Here is a 12344-nt window from a genome sequence, read left to right as displayed (position 1 = left end):
GCATCCGTCGCGCGCGAGCGCGATGAAAAGCGACCAGCCGCAAGGCTTGCGCCTGGGTGCTCATCAGGAGCACGCAGACGTAAGCCAACCCGAACGCGGGTCGAGCGAGGCGATGTCCATGCGCTTGCATGTCGCGGGAAGCCAAGTAAGCTGTGCGCCATGAAGAAGCCCGATCTGCAAAGCGCGACGGACGCCCTGGAGGCGACGATGTTTGGCCCCGCGGGCTGTCCGGAATCGCCTGCGAGCGGCGCTTCGCACCGCGAGACCCGCTGGGCCTCCAATCCGCTGGTGCTGATCGACGAGCAGATGCGTTTCCTGGAATCCGGCCTCTCGACCGAGCAGGAATGGGCCGAGAACGTGGTCTTCTGGATCGACGATGCGCTCGACTGCATCGCGCGCAACGGCAAGGACTACCGATGGAACATTTTTGAGTTCTCCGACGGCCACCTCACCAGCCAACCGGACTCGAGGATCGGACAGCTCCTGAGGGACATGGCCAAAGTGAACGACTTCATGGCGTGGAAGCCCTACCTCGAACAGATGCGCACGATCGCTGCTGCGGGGCTGAGGCCTGTGCCAACTGGCCCGAGACGCGATGCGGTTCTGAACTGAGCGAGATGAACCGCATCCCGTCGAGTTGCCTCTTCTGGATGCGATTCACCTGCGTCAGCTATTTGCGGCGCCGAAACATCTTGGCTTCGGCCATCTTTTTCTCGGTCGCTGCGACGTAGGCGCGAGCCTTCTTCGCGTTGTACAAAACGCTCGGGAACACGTACATCCCGTCGTTCTCGATGCCATCGAGAAACTCGCGCACCTGCTTCAAGTGAGCGGGTTTGACAGCGTGGTTGAAGACGTTTTCCCAGAAGTCCTCGTTGAACAGCCGGGCGTTTCCGATGGGCACCTCGTCGCGGTACCTCTGCACCATCCTGCTACTTCTCGCATCGCGCATTGCCTTTGAACTGTCGTTCATTTTCTGCTCCTTCGTGCCGAGTCCACGGCGTGTTTGAATGGAGCCAGCCCACAAACGGAGGGCTTGCCGCTGGACGCACCGGCGCACAGGGGCAAGCCGTCTTTCTCTCGGCTGCCGGGATCGCGGGAAGAAGGCCAGAGCCTTCGTTCCCGCCAATCCCGTTTCATGCCCAACTCAGTTCTTGTGGTTGACCACTTCCGTGCGGCGCACCAGGTTCCACGCGATCTTGTGAAAGCGCGCGATCTCGGGCACGTCGGTGAAGGCGCACTCGCTCAGGCGATTCAGGTAGGCCACGACGCCGGCCGTCTTGCGTGGATCGGACGCTGCTTCATGGATGCGCTGCCACTCGACATAGCTGTACGCGCGGTACGCCAGTTTCTCGACCGACAGGTACTTGGCGCTGGTTTGCGCGCTGTTCTTGCTCTTGCTCATGGGACTCCTTTCGTGCTGCGGCTGCAGCAGGTTGAAATGAGTCCGGCCATCGAAGGCTTGCCGCTGGGTGCGCGTCGCAAAGGCATGCGGCACACCCAGAGGCAAACCCCGAAGGGTTTGCATTGCCATGGTTCGGGATCGAGGCCGTCGCGTCGCGGACAGCTCAGTTGCCCGGGATGCGCGAGCCCGCCGATGCCCTCAGCTTCTCCCAGTCGGCCAGGTACGCCGCCGCGAGTTGGGGGCATCGGCCGATCACGAGCACGTTCTCGGCGTTGTCGAGGTCCGCGCCCTTGGTGTAGTTGTAGCTACCGGTCTCCACCGTCTCACCGTCGATCACCATCACCTTGTTGTGCTGGATCCGGTAGGCGCTGGTGATGACGACCTGCACGCCGTGGTCGGCCAGGTAGCTGGCAATCGACGGGCCAGGCTTCGAGGCGTTGTGGTCCTTGTCGAGCACGACGCGCACGTCGACACCGCGGCGGCTCGCATCGAGCAAGGCCTTCCCGATGCGCGCATCGAAGAAGTAGTAGCCGGCCACGCGGACGCTCTTCCTGGCGCTGGCGATCGCCAGCAGGACGAGGTCGGAGGCGCCGCCGTTCGGCGAGAACGCGGTCCTTGCCATGCAGCCTGACAAAGCGACGGGGGCTGCAGCCGTGCCCGCAAGGGCAATCGGGGGAAGCAGCGAGCCCGCCAGGGCCAGCACGATGGCGATCAACTGATTCGCGAGGTTCAAGAATTTCTCCTTTGGATTCACTTCCGCGGAACGCGGGCTTGGTGAAGGAGGTGCCGGAGGCTTGCGTCTGCGTTCGACCCGGTCGCCCGATCGACACGCAGGCGCAAACCCCGGAGGGTCTGCGATGGTCAGCGGCCGAAGCCGTACACGCCGCGCACTTTCAGACCGACCCAGAAGGCCGCCCAGATGGGCGAGAGCAAGGCGATCACCAGGAAGATGAACAGCCTGCTCAGCCGACTCGGCTTGGCGGGAAGTTGGCGGCGGATGCCGGCGCCGCTGGCGCGAGCGACACGGGGTGTCGTGCGCGCGGCGTTCACTTGGCGCTCCGCTCGGCAATCGCGAAGTCCAGCATGTCATCCATGCCGCGAACGGATTCCTCGGACAGCTCGACCGTCGAGCCTTCGCTGTCCGAGACGTCGATGCCCGTTTCCACGAGCAATTCATAAGCACTCATACAAGCTCCTGTCAGTGCCGCGCACAGCGGCATGGTTGAAAAGGAGTCGCCCTGTGGCGTGCCAGCGCACTGCATGGAATGCGCTCGCAGGCCACACGTCGCGAGACGTGCGGGGCTGGGTTGGCTGGGACTACGACGCACCTTTCGGCAGGTCGACCTTCGCAAACACTTCGACCGCGTCGGCGCCATTCAGCAGAATGAGCACCATCGGGTTGTACGGGTGGCCCAGCGCATCGGCCGCGGCCAGAGCGCCGGCGAAAAACTCGAACTGGCGGGTGGCGTGCTTGACGGTCCCGACCTTGAGTTCCTGCACCTCTCGGCGCGACTTCCAAAGCAGTGCGAGCGCATGCAGGAAGTCAGCCTGCCCCGGCTGCCCGCCGTTCGGGTCATAGGCCGACGACGCGTCGGTAGGAGCGACCTTCAGGGCCGGATCGCCTGCCTGGGATGCGGAAACCTTGGCATGCGCTTGCGTAAGCTGTATTCCCTTGGTCACCAGCGCATGGCCATAGCCATCTTCACCGGGGTTGTAGCGCTTGTTCACATCCGCGATCGCGTCCTGAATCTCGGTCTCCGCGACCTTCGCGGCGAGCGGGGCAAGCCGCGACACTGCCGGCTCTTCGCCGCAGAGGTCGACACCATCCTCTTCGTCGTTTCCGTCAAGGCCGTTGAAGATGCGCGCGTCGCTGACGATCTCCTTCATGGCGTCGGCGCCCATCGCGTCTGCGGCTTCACGTTGCGCATCGTCGATGTCGCTCCAATCCACGGAACCATCACCGCCGTTCGCCTCGTCGGCGATCTCGTAGGCTCGCGCAACGCTGTGGGCACAGTAGGTCGCCCACAGCAATTGATGCCCCGTGTAGATCGTTCCGCCGACGCAGTAGCGGATGGCGTCTTCGATGAGGTGAGCGGTCATGACGCCCCCTTCGCGTCCTGTGGAGGGGACTTCGCAGCGAGGCCTTCTTCGGAGTATTCGGAGACGACCTGTTCGGGCTCGTGCTCGCGGTAATCCGCAACCACTACAGCAAAGGCCTCGCCGATCCTGGTGATCCAGGCGTAGGCATAGGGCTTCCGTTGCAGCAGTGCCGCCGATTCAGCCTCGGCCAGCGCAGCGTATGGCCCAAGGGTTCGGGTGTCGATGGGCACCCAGACCCATGCAGAGACCCATGCCCCTTTTTCTGCGGAGGTGACGAACGGCTTGTCGTCGATCTCCAGACTGTCATCGGATCCGTCGGCATAGAAACGCCGGGCCGCTTCGATCGTCTCTTCGTGCGATTCGCGGTTGGCATCGAGCTCAGAAAGATGACCGTCCAGCGCGCAGACGGCGCCGGCGAGGTCACCTTTCTCCCAGGCATCGACCACCGATCGAGCGAGGTCGAATAGCACCGTCACTGCGGGACCTCCACACTGGAGTTGTCCAGGCAGTAGCCCACGTCGATGCGGTCCGGGACCGCCTGACCCTGGGGCATGCAACGCAGGCTGGCGTAGCAGCGAATGCGCCGCCACATGTCATTGAGGTTGAAGTTCATGTCTTGTCCTTCCATGCGGATGGGTTGTTGAAAGACATGCAGCCCTTGCGGCTTGAGGCTGAGACCGGTGGAGGTCGCAGGCTGAAATCGCCGGAGATCGGAGTTGAAAGTACCTGAGGGCGTCGCACTGCCCATAGGGAGCCGGGAGCCGCCATGCGGCGAGGCGCGAGCCGGGCTCAAGTGCGCGTTCGGCTGCCGGCGTTGCGCCAGGTGCCGTCGGTGGGACTGTCGTGCCGCATGAAGCGGTAGGCGCAATTGTGCGGCGGCGGCCTGGAATCGGGATTCCCGAAAGCCGTGAGATTCCCCGCTGCATTCAGCGAAACGCACGGCCCGCGCGCCGACTTTTCGAGTTGCGCGCGAGAAACGCGGCGCTATCTTGATTTCAGCCCGGCGCGGGCGTCCCTCCAACCTCCTTTTCTTTTCAGGACCAACATGAGTGCGTTCAACGACAAGGCGATCCAGAAATTCGATACCGAACTGACTTCGGGCAACGTGAAGGCCGCCATGTCCGCGGCGACAGCGAAGTCACGCGACCTGTGGCAAGTGCCGATCCGCGAGATCAAGGTGCTGCCGGGCTTCAACCCTCGCATCCACGATGCGGCCTACGAGGCCCATGTCGAGGAGACCGCCCAGTCGATCCTCGAGCACGGCTTCTACCAGGACAAGCCGCTGGCCGGCTACGTTGCCAACGAGTCAGGCGAGCAGGTCATCTACGTGACCGAGGGCTCGACCCGCCTTGCAGCGGCCCACCGCGCGATCGAGCTCGGCGCATCACTAGAGACTCTTCCCGTCGCGGTCAAGGACCGCTCGACCACCATGGAGGATCTGACGGTCGCGCTGGTCAAGGGCAACAACGGCAAGCCGTTCACTCCGTACGAGTTGTCGATCATCGCCAAACGGCTGACTGGGTTCGGGCGCGATACGGCCTACATCGCCAAGGTGCTGTCGGTCACCACCACCTACGTCGATGACCTGCTGACGATCGCGGGCGCCCCGACGCAGATTCGGGAATGGGTGCAATCGGGCAAGCTGTCGGTTTCGCTGGCGGTCTCGACGATGAAGAAGCACGCCGACAAGGCGCGAGGCGTGTTGGCCAAGGCATTGGAGAACGCCAGCGAGGGCGGCAAGGAGCGCGCGAGCGCCAAGCACCTGCCGGGCCACGTTCGGGCGAGCTACATCAAGAAGCAGTCTGCGCCCCTGTTCGCGGCGGTCGGCGAACTGCGCAGCGATCCGGCCTGGATACAGGTGCCGGACACCGTGCGCGAGAAGATCGAGCAGATCCTGTCCGGCCTGCCCGAGGCGGCGCAAGCCGATGAGGCGAGCGCTGGCGCGGCCTGATCGAAGGTTTCGCGGGCCGACAGCAGGCCCTCAGTCGCTGCTGGACGCCGCCGGCGGCACCTGAACCTGTGCGGACTGTGGCCGTTTGGCAATTCCCCTCCAGCGCCGGTAAATCAGCAACTGGTAGTTGACACCCCGATTGGGTGTCTCCGAGTGGTAGGCGCCGACGGCCGCCCACGTGTAGCCGTATTTGAGGATCTTCTTTTTGAGCAGCCATGCCCCCGCCATGACGTTCGTGCAGGGGTCGTACAGCGCTCGCGCGGTGATGCCGAACCGGCTGAGATCAGACAAATGCACCGAATTGATGCCCATCAGTCCCCGGTCCACCGACCCGTTCGAGTTGACGACGCTCGTGTCCGGGCGCCCCTCGGACTCCTGGGCTGCAATGGCGCGCAGCAGATCTGCCTCCACGCCGTAGCGCTGGGCGGCTTCGTTGAAGCAGTAGGCGTGGCTTGTCGCACAGGCCGCCGCGATCAGTACGGCGGCGCAAGACTGGCGCCATGTCGGATATCGCATGCTGCCATTGAGCCGAGCTCTGGCCTGATTTCACCGGCGAAACACCGGCTGATTTCCACTTCATTGCGACGGATCCGCGCGGCCGACCGGACTACATTGAATTCCGCAGTCTCCTCCCTGTGCCCCTGCGGGGGCCTTCAGCCCGCCTTGGCGGGCTGCTTTTTTTTTGGTGGGAAGGTGGCAAGCGGCCAAATTTGGCCGCTTGGGGTCTGAAGATGACGATCACAACGCAACGCCTCACACTGACGGCCGGGGATTTGGCCGGGACCCCCTTCGAAAGCGTGCGGACCCAGCCCTGGCTGATGGTGCTGCTGGGCCCGCTGATGGTTGGGCTGCACCGCTGCGAATGCTCGTGCGGTCAGGTCAGCCTGGCTCGGCAGTACCTCGCCGGCACGGCCGCACTCATCGCGCAAGATTCCAGCGGCGACGCGGCGCGGGTCGCACGCCAGGCATTGGGGGCGGCCGATTCGCTGGAACTTGCGACACACGTTATGGAATCGCCGTGCTGGGTCACCGGCGGTCCACTGGCCATCCGCTCACCCCGCACGGCCGTCGCAGCACATGTGCGCGAAAGCATGAACACCGCCGCCGAGTCCCTCTCCCTGCCGCTCGCACCGCATCGCCGCCTTGTCGTGGATGCCGCCCAGGTGGTTGGCAGCGTGTGTCCGGCCTGCGGCGAGCCGGTGGTCCCTCCGACCGTGGGCCGGCCGGTCGTGCTTGCCGTCGCGACGGACCAGCACGGCGCCGACATGCGCCCGGTGCCGATGGTGGCATGCCTCTGACATGTGAATCACGGCACCCAATGGACCCGAGGGATCGGCCGCAATCGCACTTGCCGAACGCGGTGCGCATGGCATTTTGAGTGGAACCCACGCGGTCCGCGGGGGCAAGACTTCGAGGAATTCCCCATGCACCCCTGGCTTGATCGCTGCCATTTCGGCGATTGCGTCGAGACGATGCGCCGGATGCCGTCCGGCATCGCCAACACATGCATCACGTCACCGCCCTACTACGCCCAGCGCGACTACGGCCACCCCGGACAGATCGGCCTGGAGGCCACGCCGGCCGAATACGTCGCCAAAATGGTCGCCGTGTTCCGCGAGGTGCATCGCGTGCTGCGCGACGACGGCACGCTGTGGCTCAACCTCGGCGACAGCTATGGCAAGAACAACAAGCAGCTGCTGGGGATTCCCTGGCGCGTGGCCCTGGCACTGCAGGACGATGGCTGGGTGCTGAGACAGTGCATTGTGTGGGACAAGCCCAATGCGATGCCGGAAAAGGCGACGGACCGCTGCACCAACGCACACGAGTTCATTTTTCTGTTGTCAAAGGGAACGACCTACTACTTCGACCAGGAGGCGATGAGGGAGCCCGTTGCGCAGAGCTCGCTCGCGCGACCATCGGGCCAGGTCATTCCCAATCAGGCGAGCTTCGAACCGGTCGCGGCCGAGGCCGAGGCCGAGGCCGAGCCAGCACCTACCGTTCGGGCTCGGGGCGGCAAGAACGCTTTGCGCGGGCAAGGCCATTTCTCCAAGGGTGGCACTGTTCCAGTCAATCGACCCGGCCGCGAAATGAAGACGGTCGGCAGCGACGCGCTGACCCGCAACAAGCGCAGCGTCTGGAGCGTGGCGACACGGCCTTACGAGGGCGCACATCTCGCGACCTATCCCGCCGAGTTGATCGAGCCCTGCGTGCTCGCTGGAGCTCCGGTCGGTGGCGTTGTTCTCGACCCGTTCCTCGGGAGCGGCACCACGGCCGAAGTGGCTCAGAATTTCGGGCGCTCATTCATTGGCTGCGAGCTGGACCCGGGGTGCGAGCCTCTGCAAGCCAGGCGGCTGCGGCAGCCGGCGCTGCTTTTGGAGCCCGCGTGAAAACCGCTTCGACCGCCGCGAGGGCAACACACTGGCTCAACCGCTGCCATTTTGGCGACCGCATCGAGACGATGCGCGGAATGCCAGCCGGCATTGTGCAAACCTGTGTCACGTCGCCGCCGTACTTCGGCCTTCGCGACTATGGGCATGCTGGTCAGATCGGGCTCGAGGAAACGCCGGCGGAGTTCGTTGCCAAGCTGGTCGAGGTATTCCGCGAGGTGCGGCGACTGATGCGCGACGACGGGACGCTCTGGCTCAACCTCGGCGATAGCTACGCGGGCGGAGGGTGTGGTGCGCGGGACGAAGATCGTTGGCCAAAGCAAAGCCGCAACGACAACATGCCGGTCCATGCGAAAACGAAAACAGGACTGAAGGCGAAAGACTTGATCGGCATACCTTGGCGGGTGGCGTTTGCGCTCCAGGACGATGGTTGGTACCTGCGCCAAGACATTGTTTGGTCGAAACCAAATCCGATGCCCGAGAGCGTCGACGACCGCTGCACCAAGGCACACGAGTACATCTTCCTGCTCTCGAAATCGGCGAGCTACTACTGCGACATGAAAGCGATCGAGGAGCCCGCGGTGTCGAGCTTGGCTGACATTCGACGTGCCCGGATCCTGGGCCGCGGCGAGCAAGCCGCGAGCGGTGCCTACCTCGGCTCCCCGCAGCGCGACAAGAGCGGTGGTTTTCCGGTGCGCGATGTGGAGCACCCAACCAGGAACAGGCGCAGCGTCTGGACGGTTCCGACAGCACCCTACAAGGGCGCTCACTTCGCGACATTCCCTCCCGCTCTGATCGAGCCATGCATCCTGGCTGGTGCTCCTGCCGGCGGAGTCGTGCTGGATCCGTTCTTCGGGAGCGGTACCACCGGCCAAGTCTCACAACAGCTTGGCCGCGACTTCATCGGCATCGAGCTCAACGAGGCAAACGAGCCGTTGCAACGAGAGCGACTGCGCCAGCCTGGACTGGTCCTCGGAGAACGCTGAAAATCTCTCGCTCGTCGTCATCTGAAAGCCGTACCAAATCCCCGCAGTTTCATGCACAGGCTCAGCCGCAAGTCGCGCATATTCAGTGTCCATGAGCGTCGTCCTACCGAAGCGTGCCCTCCATCCAAACACCCGTCGATCAAGCAATGACGACGAGCGGCAGCACATAAGACCGGCAGCTCTGATGCTGTCAGCCGCCGCTGCGTACATCGGGCTTAGTGAGTCCGGCCTGCAGGCTCTGGTACGCGGCGGATCAATCCCGAAGCCGAGGCAACTTTCCGAGCGTCGGGTAGCCTGGCTGGTGAGTGAACTAGATGCATGGCTGGAGTCGCGGCCGGTATCAGAGATCCTGCCACCTAAGAACTGTGGGCGCCGACGAGCGCTTCAAGCTTCTCATCCAGGCGAGTAAGCCAAGCCAGTCGCTCCAAATCATACGTATGGCGGTTGTACGTTCCCTCGATGCCCTTGGGCAGGTGACCAAGCACCGCTTCAGCAACCTCGGGAGGACAGCCCATTGAGGCAAGGAGCGTTCTAGTGGAACGCCGTAGATCGTGCGGAGCCCAGTGCGTCACCGGCAACCGCTCCCGTACGTGACGCTTCGCAGTCTGGCAGTAGGGCTGAACGTAGTTCACCGCAGCACCAATCGCCTGCTGCGCGGTGTGCGTCCCCCCCTCCTCTGTTTCGGCCGCGAACAAATATCCAGAGGCCGGCGCACTGACTATCCTTTTTTGCACAATCTTGGCCGCCCTCCCGATCAAGGGAACACGTAGGTCGGTGGCTTGGGGATGTCTGGCGTTCTTGGTCTTCACCTTGGGAATCGTCCACCAGAGGCCCGTGGCTTCTTCCTGGATCTCATGCGCCTCCATGGCCACGATCTCTGACCCGCGAGTGCCAGTCCACAAATACAAGGTCAGCACGTCCTGGACCATCTCGCTGAAGTTTGGAAGCCACTGCACGAGTTTCCCCAACTCGTCGGCGCTTAGGAAGCGCTTCGTCGTGACGCGGCGACCAGCAACTAATCGACCAACAGATCGCAGTTTCCCTCTCATCAGTTGCCGCCACCAGTTAGGCGTGTCTTGCGGCAAACGACCTGCATCCATCGCATACTCCCAGGCAGCGCCAAGCTCGGATCGCAGTTTCTGGGCTTGAGTGGGTGTTTTGCGCTGCGCGTGCAGTACGTCGAACGCTTGAGCCCGGGTCAGTTGATTGGCCGGGATGGTTGCCACATCGCCCAGCATCTGTTTAAACATGCGGCTGACGGCTTCCCTGCCGCGAACCTTGCGACTTTCAGCGATGTGCCCGGAAACGTAGAAATCGCAGACCTCTTCGACAGTCTCGACACGGACCGCCCTCGTGACGGGATCCGTCCCTCCCATTCGGACTTCACGAAGCTTTTCCCATGCCGCGATGGCGGCCGGCGCAGACATGGCAGGCCAGTTGCCGATCTTCTTTTGCCGCATACCCCCAGTCTCGGGAGACTTCCAGCGGTACGTCCACGAACGCCCCTGTGTGGTGCATTGCAACCGCAGGCCTGGGCACCCTTCGATGCCAAGGTGCTCGTCGGGCTTTAGACTCTTTGCTTCACGGGCATCGAACATGGATAAAGTCTAGCGTAGGTTCTGCGCAAAAACCTACGCTCAGGCATCGAATGTAGTGAAGTGCCAGTGAGTGTCCGTACCATCGCCTTTTGCGCTTGTCGAAGCATCGTTTCATTGGAGAAATGTGGTCCGAGCGGCGATACGGCTTGAATATCAACAACTTAAGCGCGGCCGCTGGATCGGCCGCAATGGCTCTGCAATGGAAATCTCTGAACAATGCGTGGTCGGCTTGACCTGGACGATGAAAGACACGCTCGGCGACGTGCTGGACGTGCTCGAAGAGCCGGTGGAATTCATGGTGGGCGGCGACGATCTCTTCGACGTGATCGAGGCGGCCCTGCAGGGCCATGAGCCCGGCGCCCGGGTGCAACTGCAGATCGAGCCCGAGCAAGGCTTCGGCGACTTCGACGACCAACTCCTCTTCCTGGAGCCCCGCTCGCTCTTCCCCGAAGGCACGGAAGAAGGCATGACCTTCGACGGCTCGGCGCTGCCCAAGGGCGTGAACGCCGACATTCCGAAGGACACGATCTACACCGTGGCCGAGATCTACCCCGACCACCTGGTGCTCGACGGCAACCATCCGCTGGCCGGCATCGCGATCCGGCTCGACATCACGGTGCGTTCGGTGCGCGAGGCAACGGAAGAAGAAGTCGGACGCGGCACTGCGGGCACGGGTTTCTTCAAGGTCGCGCCGATGGCCCCGGGCAACGAGACGCTGCACTGACGACGGCCGATAGCGCCCAAGAAAAAGCCGGGCATTGCCCGGCTTTTTCGTGCCCCGACGAGTCGGGGAGTGGATGGGTCACATGCGCGAGATCTGGCCGTTGTCGATGCGCACGCGGTCGCCGATGCGCAGGTCGCCGGGGCTCTGCACGTCGAATGCGCGGTAGCCGCCACGGTCGGTCTGCACCGACACGCGATAGGTCTCGTATACACGGGGGCCGTTCTGCTGGGCCTCGATGCTGTTGCCCAGCAGGGCGCCGCCCACGATGCCGAGCGCGGTGGCCGCGGCACGGCCATTGCCGCGCCCGAACTGGTTGCCCACCACGCCGCCGATGACGCCGCCGGCCACTGCGCCGCCGCCCGAGGTGCCGGTGCCGGCGGTTTCGCTGCGCAGCACCTCGATGTTGGCCACATGACCGTATTCGACGTAGGAGGCTTCGCGGTACTGGATGGCCTGCGGCGGTGCCTGGTAGGGGTAGCGCGAGGTCTGGTAGACAGGCGCTGGCGCCACGCACGCCGTGAGAGTGGCCACGGCCAGCACGGAAGCGGTAACGGAAACGAAGCGCATTGAAATCTTCATGTTGAGAGGCTCCTCAGATAGAACGGCGCACGAACAATGCGCCTGCGTGTGTCTAACGCCGCAGCCGTTGCCGCGATGACGCGAAACACACGTTGAAACCTTCGAGGCAACGGGGCTGCCCGGGTTCCGTTCTTTACCGCCCGGAAACTCAGGCTCCCCTCAGGGTTCGCTCAATGTTTGCCCGTGGAGCCGTAGCCGCCCTCGCCGCGTTGCGTAGGTGCAAATTCTGTGACCACCCGAAACTGCGCCTGCACCACGGGCACGATCACCAGCTGCGCGAGCCGCTCCATCGGGTTCAGCACGAAGGGCGTGTCGCTGCGGTTCCAGGCGCTGATCTTCAGTTCGCCCTGGTAGTCGCTGTCGATCAGGCCGACGAGGTTGCCCAGCACGATGCCGTGCTTGTGGCCCAGGCCCGAGCGCGGAAGGATCAGCGCCGCGTAGGCCGGGTCGGCCAGGTGGATCGCGATGCCGGTGCCCACCAGCTGCCAGCCGTTGGGCTCCAGCGTGATGGGGGCATCGAGGCAGGCCCGCAGGTCGAGGCCGGCGCTGCCGGGGGTGGCATACGCGGGCAATTGATCCACCATGCGCGGATCGAGGATACGGACGTCTACTTTCAC

At 63.7% G+C, this 12344-nt stretch carries 19 protein-coding genes; 7 read left to right on the top strand and 12 right to left on the bottom strand.

Annotated features, from left to right (window positions below; translation table 11 throughout):
• The first annotated feature begins 159 nt into the window (after positions 1-159).
• Positions 160-612, top strand: a complete 453-nt coding sequence (locus tag ACWV14_RS10845) for a hypothetical protein (protein WP_454906814.1) — start codon at positions 160-162, stop codon at positions 610-612.
• A gap of 58 nt (positions 613-670) precedes the next feature.
• On the opposite strand, the gene ACWV14_RS10840 is transcribed toward ACWV14_RS10845, so the two are convergent.
• The 8 genes from ACWV14_RS10840 to ACWV14_RS10805 form a co-directional block, all read right to left on the bottom strand.
• Positions 671-970: a hypothetical protein gene (locus ACWV14_RS10840; RefSeq protein ID WP_454906812.1), complete on the bottom strand. Its 300-nt coding sequence runs from the start codon at positions 968-970 to the stop codon at positions 671-673.
• 174 nt (positions 971-1144) lie between these two features.
• Complete coding sequence (locus ACWV14_RS10835; protein ID WP_454912724.1) at positions 1145-1402, bottom strand: hypothetical protein; 258 nt, start codon at positions 1400-1402, stop codon at positions 1145-1147.
• A 163-nt stretch (positions 1403-1565) separates the two neighbouring features.
• The gene (locus ACWV14_RS10830; protein ID WP_454912723.1) at positions 1566-2135 is read right to left on the bottom strand and encodes a phospholipase D family nuclease; all 570 of its coding nucleotides are present in this window, start codon (positions 2133-2135) and stop codon (positions 1566-1568) included.
• 128 nt (positions 2136-2263) lie between these two features.
• A complete protein-coding gene (locus ACWV14_RS10825) occupies positions 2264-2452 on the bottom strand; it encodes a hypothetical protein (RefSeq protein WP_454912722.1) in 189 nt (62 codons plus the stop codon).
• On the bottom strand, positions 2449-2589 hold the full coding sequence (locus tag ACWV14_RS10820; protein WP_454912721.1) for a hypothetical protein: 141 nt from the start codon (positions 2587-2589) through the stop codon (positions 2449-2451). Before ACWV14_RS10820 ends, ACWV14_RS10825 begins: the two co-directional genes overlap by 4 nt.
• Before the next feature lie 130 nt (positions 2590-2719).
• Positions 2720-3502: a hypothetical protein gene (locus ACWV14_RS10815; RefSeq protein WP_454912720.1), complete on the bottom strand. Its 783-nt coding sequence runs from the start codon at positions 3500-3502 to the stop codon at positions 2720-2722.
• Entirely contained in the window at positions 3499-3978 is a 480-nt protein-coding gene (locus ACWV14_RS10810; RefSeq protein WP_454912719.1) for a hypothetical protein, read from the bottom strand. Before ACWV14_RS10810 ends, ACWV14_RS10815 begins: the two co-directional genes overlap by 4 nt.
• Positions 3975-4115: a hypothetical protein gene (locus ACWV14_RS10805; RefSeq protein WP_454912718.1), complete on the bottom strand. Its 141-nt coding sequence runs from the start codon at positions 4113-4115 to the stop codon at positions 3975-3977. Before ACWV14_RS10805 ends, ACWV14_RS10810 begins: the two co-directional genes overlap by 4 nt.
• A gap of 432 nt (positions 4116-4547) precedes the next feature.
• Here ACWV14_RS10805 and ACWV14_RS10800 point away from each other — a divergent pair, with 432 nt between their 5' ends.
• A complete protein-coding gene (locus tag ACWV14_RS10800) occupies positions 4548-5453 on the top strand; it encodes a ParB/RepB/Spo0J family partition protein (protein ID WP_454912717.1) in 906 nt (301 codons plus the stop codon).
• A gap of 30 nt (positions 5454-5483) precedes the next feature.
• Here the strand turns inward: ACWV14_RS10800 and ACWV14_RS10795 are convergent, their stop codons facing one another.
• Positions 5484-5969 (bottom strand): lytic transglycosylase domain-containing protein, encoded by a 486-nt coding sequence (locus ACWV14_RS10795; RefSeq protein ID WP_454912716.1) that lies wholly within the window; start codon positions 5967-5969, stop codon positions 5484-5486.
• Between the two features lie 215 nt (positions 5970-6184).
• On the opposite strand from ACWV14_RS10795, the gene ACWV14_RS10790 reads away from it, so the two are divergent.
• The 4 genes from ACWV14_RS10790 (at position 6185) to ACWV14_RS10775 (ending at position 9235) form a co-directional block, all read left to right on the top strand.
• Positions 6185-6751 (top strand): hypothetical protein, encoded by a 567-nt coding sequence (locus ACWV14_RS10790; RefSeq protein ID WP_454912715.1) that lies wholly within the window; start codon positions 6185-6187, stop codon positions 6749-6751.
• Positions 6752-6877: 126 nt separating this feature from the next.
• Positions 6878-7840 carry a DNA-methyltransferase gene (locus ACWV14_RS10785; RefSeq protein WP_454912714.1) on the top strand — a complete coding sequence of 321 codons (963 nt, stop codon included), beginning with the start codon at positions 6878-6880 and terminating at the stop codon, positions 7838-7840.
• The gene (locus ACWV14_RS10780) at positions 7837-8826 is read left to right on the top strand and encodes a DNA-methyltransferase (RefSeq protein WP_454912713.1); all 990 of its coding nucleotides are present in this window, start codon (positions 7837-7839) and stop codon (positions 8824-8826) included. Before ACWV14_RS10785 ends, ACWV14_RS10780 begins: the two co-directional genes overlap by 4 nt.
• A 91-nt stretch (positions 8827-8917) precedes the next feature.
• Complete coding sequence (locus ACWV14_RS10775) at positions 8918-9235, top strand: helix-turn-helix transcriptional regulator (protein ID WP_454912712.1); 318 nt, start codon at positions 8918-8920, stop codon at positions 9233-9235.
• Here the strand turns inward: ACWV14_RS10775 and ACWV14_RS10770 are convergent.
• A complete protein-coding gene (locus ACWV14_RS10770) occupies positions 9183-10424 on the bottom strand; it encodes a tyrosine-type recombinase/integrase (RefSeq protein WP_454906820.1) in 1242 nt (413 codons plus the stop codon). The genes ACWV14_RS10775 and ACWV14_RS10770 overlap by 53 nt on opposite strands.
• Positions 10425-10623: 199 nt before the next feature.
• Between ACWV14_RS10770 and ACWV14_RS10765 the strand changes: the two genes are divergently transcribed.
• Complete coding sequence (locus ACWV14_RS10765; protein ID WP_422085869.1) at positions 10624-11148, top strand: FKBP-type peptidyl-prolyl cis-trans isomerase; 525 nt, start codon at positions 10624-10626, stop codon at positions 11146-11148.
• A 78-nt stretch (positions 11149-11226) separates the two neighbouring features.
• Here ACWV14_RS10765 and ACWV14_RS10760 read toward each other — a convergent pair whose 3' ends face one another.
• Both ACWV14_RS10760 and dut read right to left on the bottom strand, forming a co-directional pair.
• Complete coding sequence (locus tag ACWV14_RS10760; RefSeq protein WP_422085868.1) at positions 11227-11727, bottom strand: glycine zipper 2TM domain-containing protein; 501 nt, start codon at positions 11725-11727, stop codon at positions 11227-11229.
• 170 nt (positions 11728-11897) lie between these two features.
• On the bottom strand, positions 11898-12344 hold the full coding sequence (dut, locus tag ACWV14_RS10755; RefSeq protein ID WP_019655978.1) for a dUTP diphosphatase: 447 nt from the start codon (positions 12342-12344) through the stop codon (positions 11898-11900).

The sequence above is a fragment of the Variovorax durovernensis genome, assembly GCF_977011995.1.
This window is presented reverse-complemented; position numbering and strand designations above follow the sequence as displayed.

Bases quoted from the DNA above. Each gene is read 5' to 3' on its own strand.
- ACWV14_RS10820 (WP_454912721.1), bottom strand. From the start codon at position 2,589: ATGAGTGCTTATGAATTGCTCGTGGAAACGGGCATCGACGTCTCGGAC.
- ACWV14_RS10765 (WP_422085869.1), top strand. From the start codon at position 10,624: ATGGAAATCTCTGAACAATGCGTGGTCGGCTTGACCTGGACGATGAAA.
- ACWV14_RS10770 (WP_454906820.1), bottom strand. From the start codon at position 10,424: ATGTTCGATGCCCGTGAAGCAAAGAGTCTAAAGCCCGACGAGCACCTT.
- ACWV14_RS10840 (WP_454906812.1), bottom strand. From the start codon at position 970: ATGAACGACAGTTCAAAGGCAATGCGCGATGCGAGAAGTAGCAGGATG.
- ACWV14_RS10845 (WP_454906814.1), top strand. From the start codon at position 160: ATGAAGAAGCCCGATCTGCAAAGCGCGACGGACGCCCTGGAGGCGACG.
- ACWV14_RS10800 (WP_454912717.1), top strand. From the start codon at position 4,548: ATGAGTGCGTTCAACGACAAGGCGATCCAGAAATTCGATACCGAACTG.
- ACWV14_RS10815 (WP_454912720.1), bottom strand. From the start codon at position 3,502: ATGACCGCTCACCTCATCGAAGACGCCATCCGCTACTGCGTCGGCGGA.
- ACWV14_RS10785 (WP_454912714.1), top strand. From the start codon at position 6,878: ATGCACCCCTGGCTTGATCGCTGCCATTTCGGCGATTGCGTCGAGACG.
- ACWV14_RS10775 (WP_454912712.1), top strand. From the start codon at position 8,918: ATGAGCGTCGTCCTACCGAAGCGTGCCCTCCATCCAAACACCCGTCGA.
- ACWV14_RS10835 (WP_454912724.1), bottom strand. From the start codon at position 1,402: ATGAGCAAGAGCAAGAACAGCGCGCAAACCAGCGCCAAGTACCTGTCG.
- ACWV14_RS10805 (WP_454912718.1), bottom strand. From the start codon at position 4,115: ATGAACTTCAACCTCAATGACATGTGGCGGCGCATTCGCTGCTACGCC.
- ACWV14_RS10790 (WP_454912715.1), top strand. From the start codon at position 6,185: ATGACGATCACAACGCAACGCCTCACACTGACGGCCGGGGATTTGGCC.
- ACWV14_RS10795 (WP_454912716.1), bottom strand. From the start codon at position 5,969: ATGCGATATCCGACATGGCGCCAGTCTTGCGCCGCCGTACTGATCGCG.
- ACWV14_RS10760 (WP_422085868.1), bottom strand. From the start codon at position 11,727: ATGAAGATTTCAATGCGCTTCGTTTCCGTTACCGCTTCCGTGCTGGCC.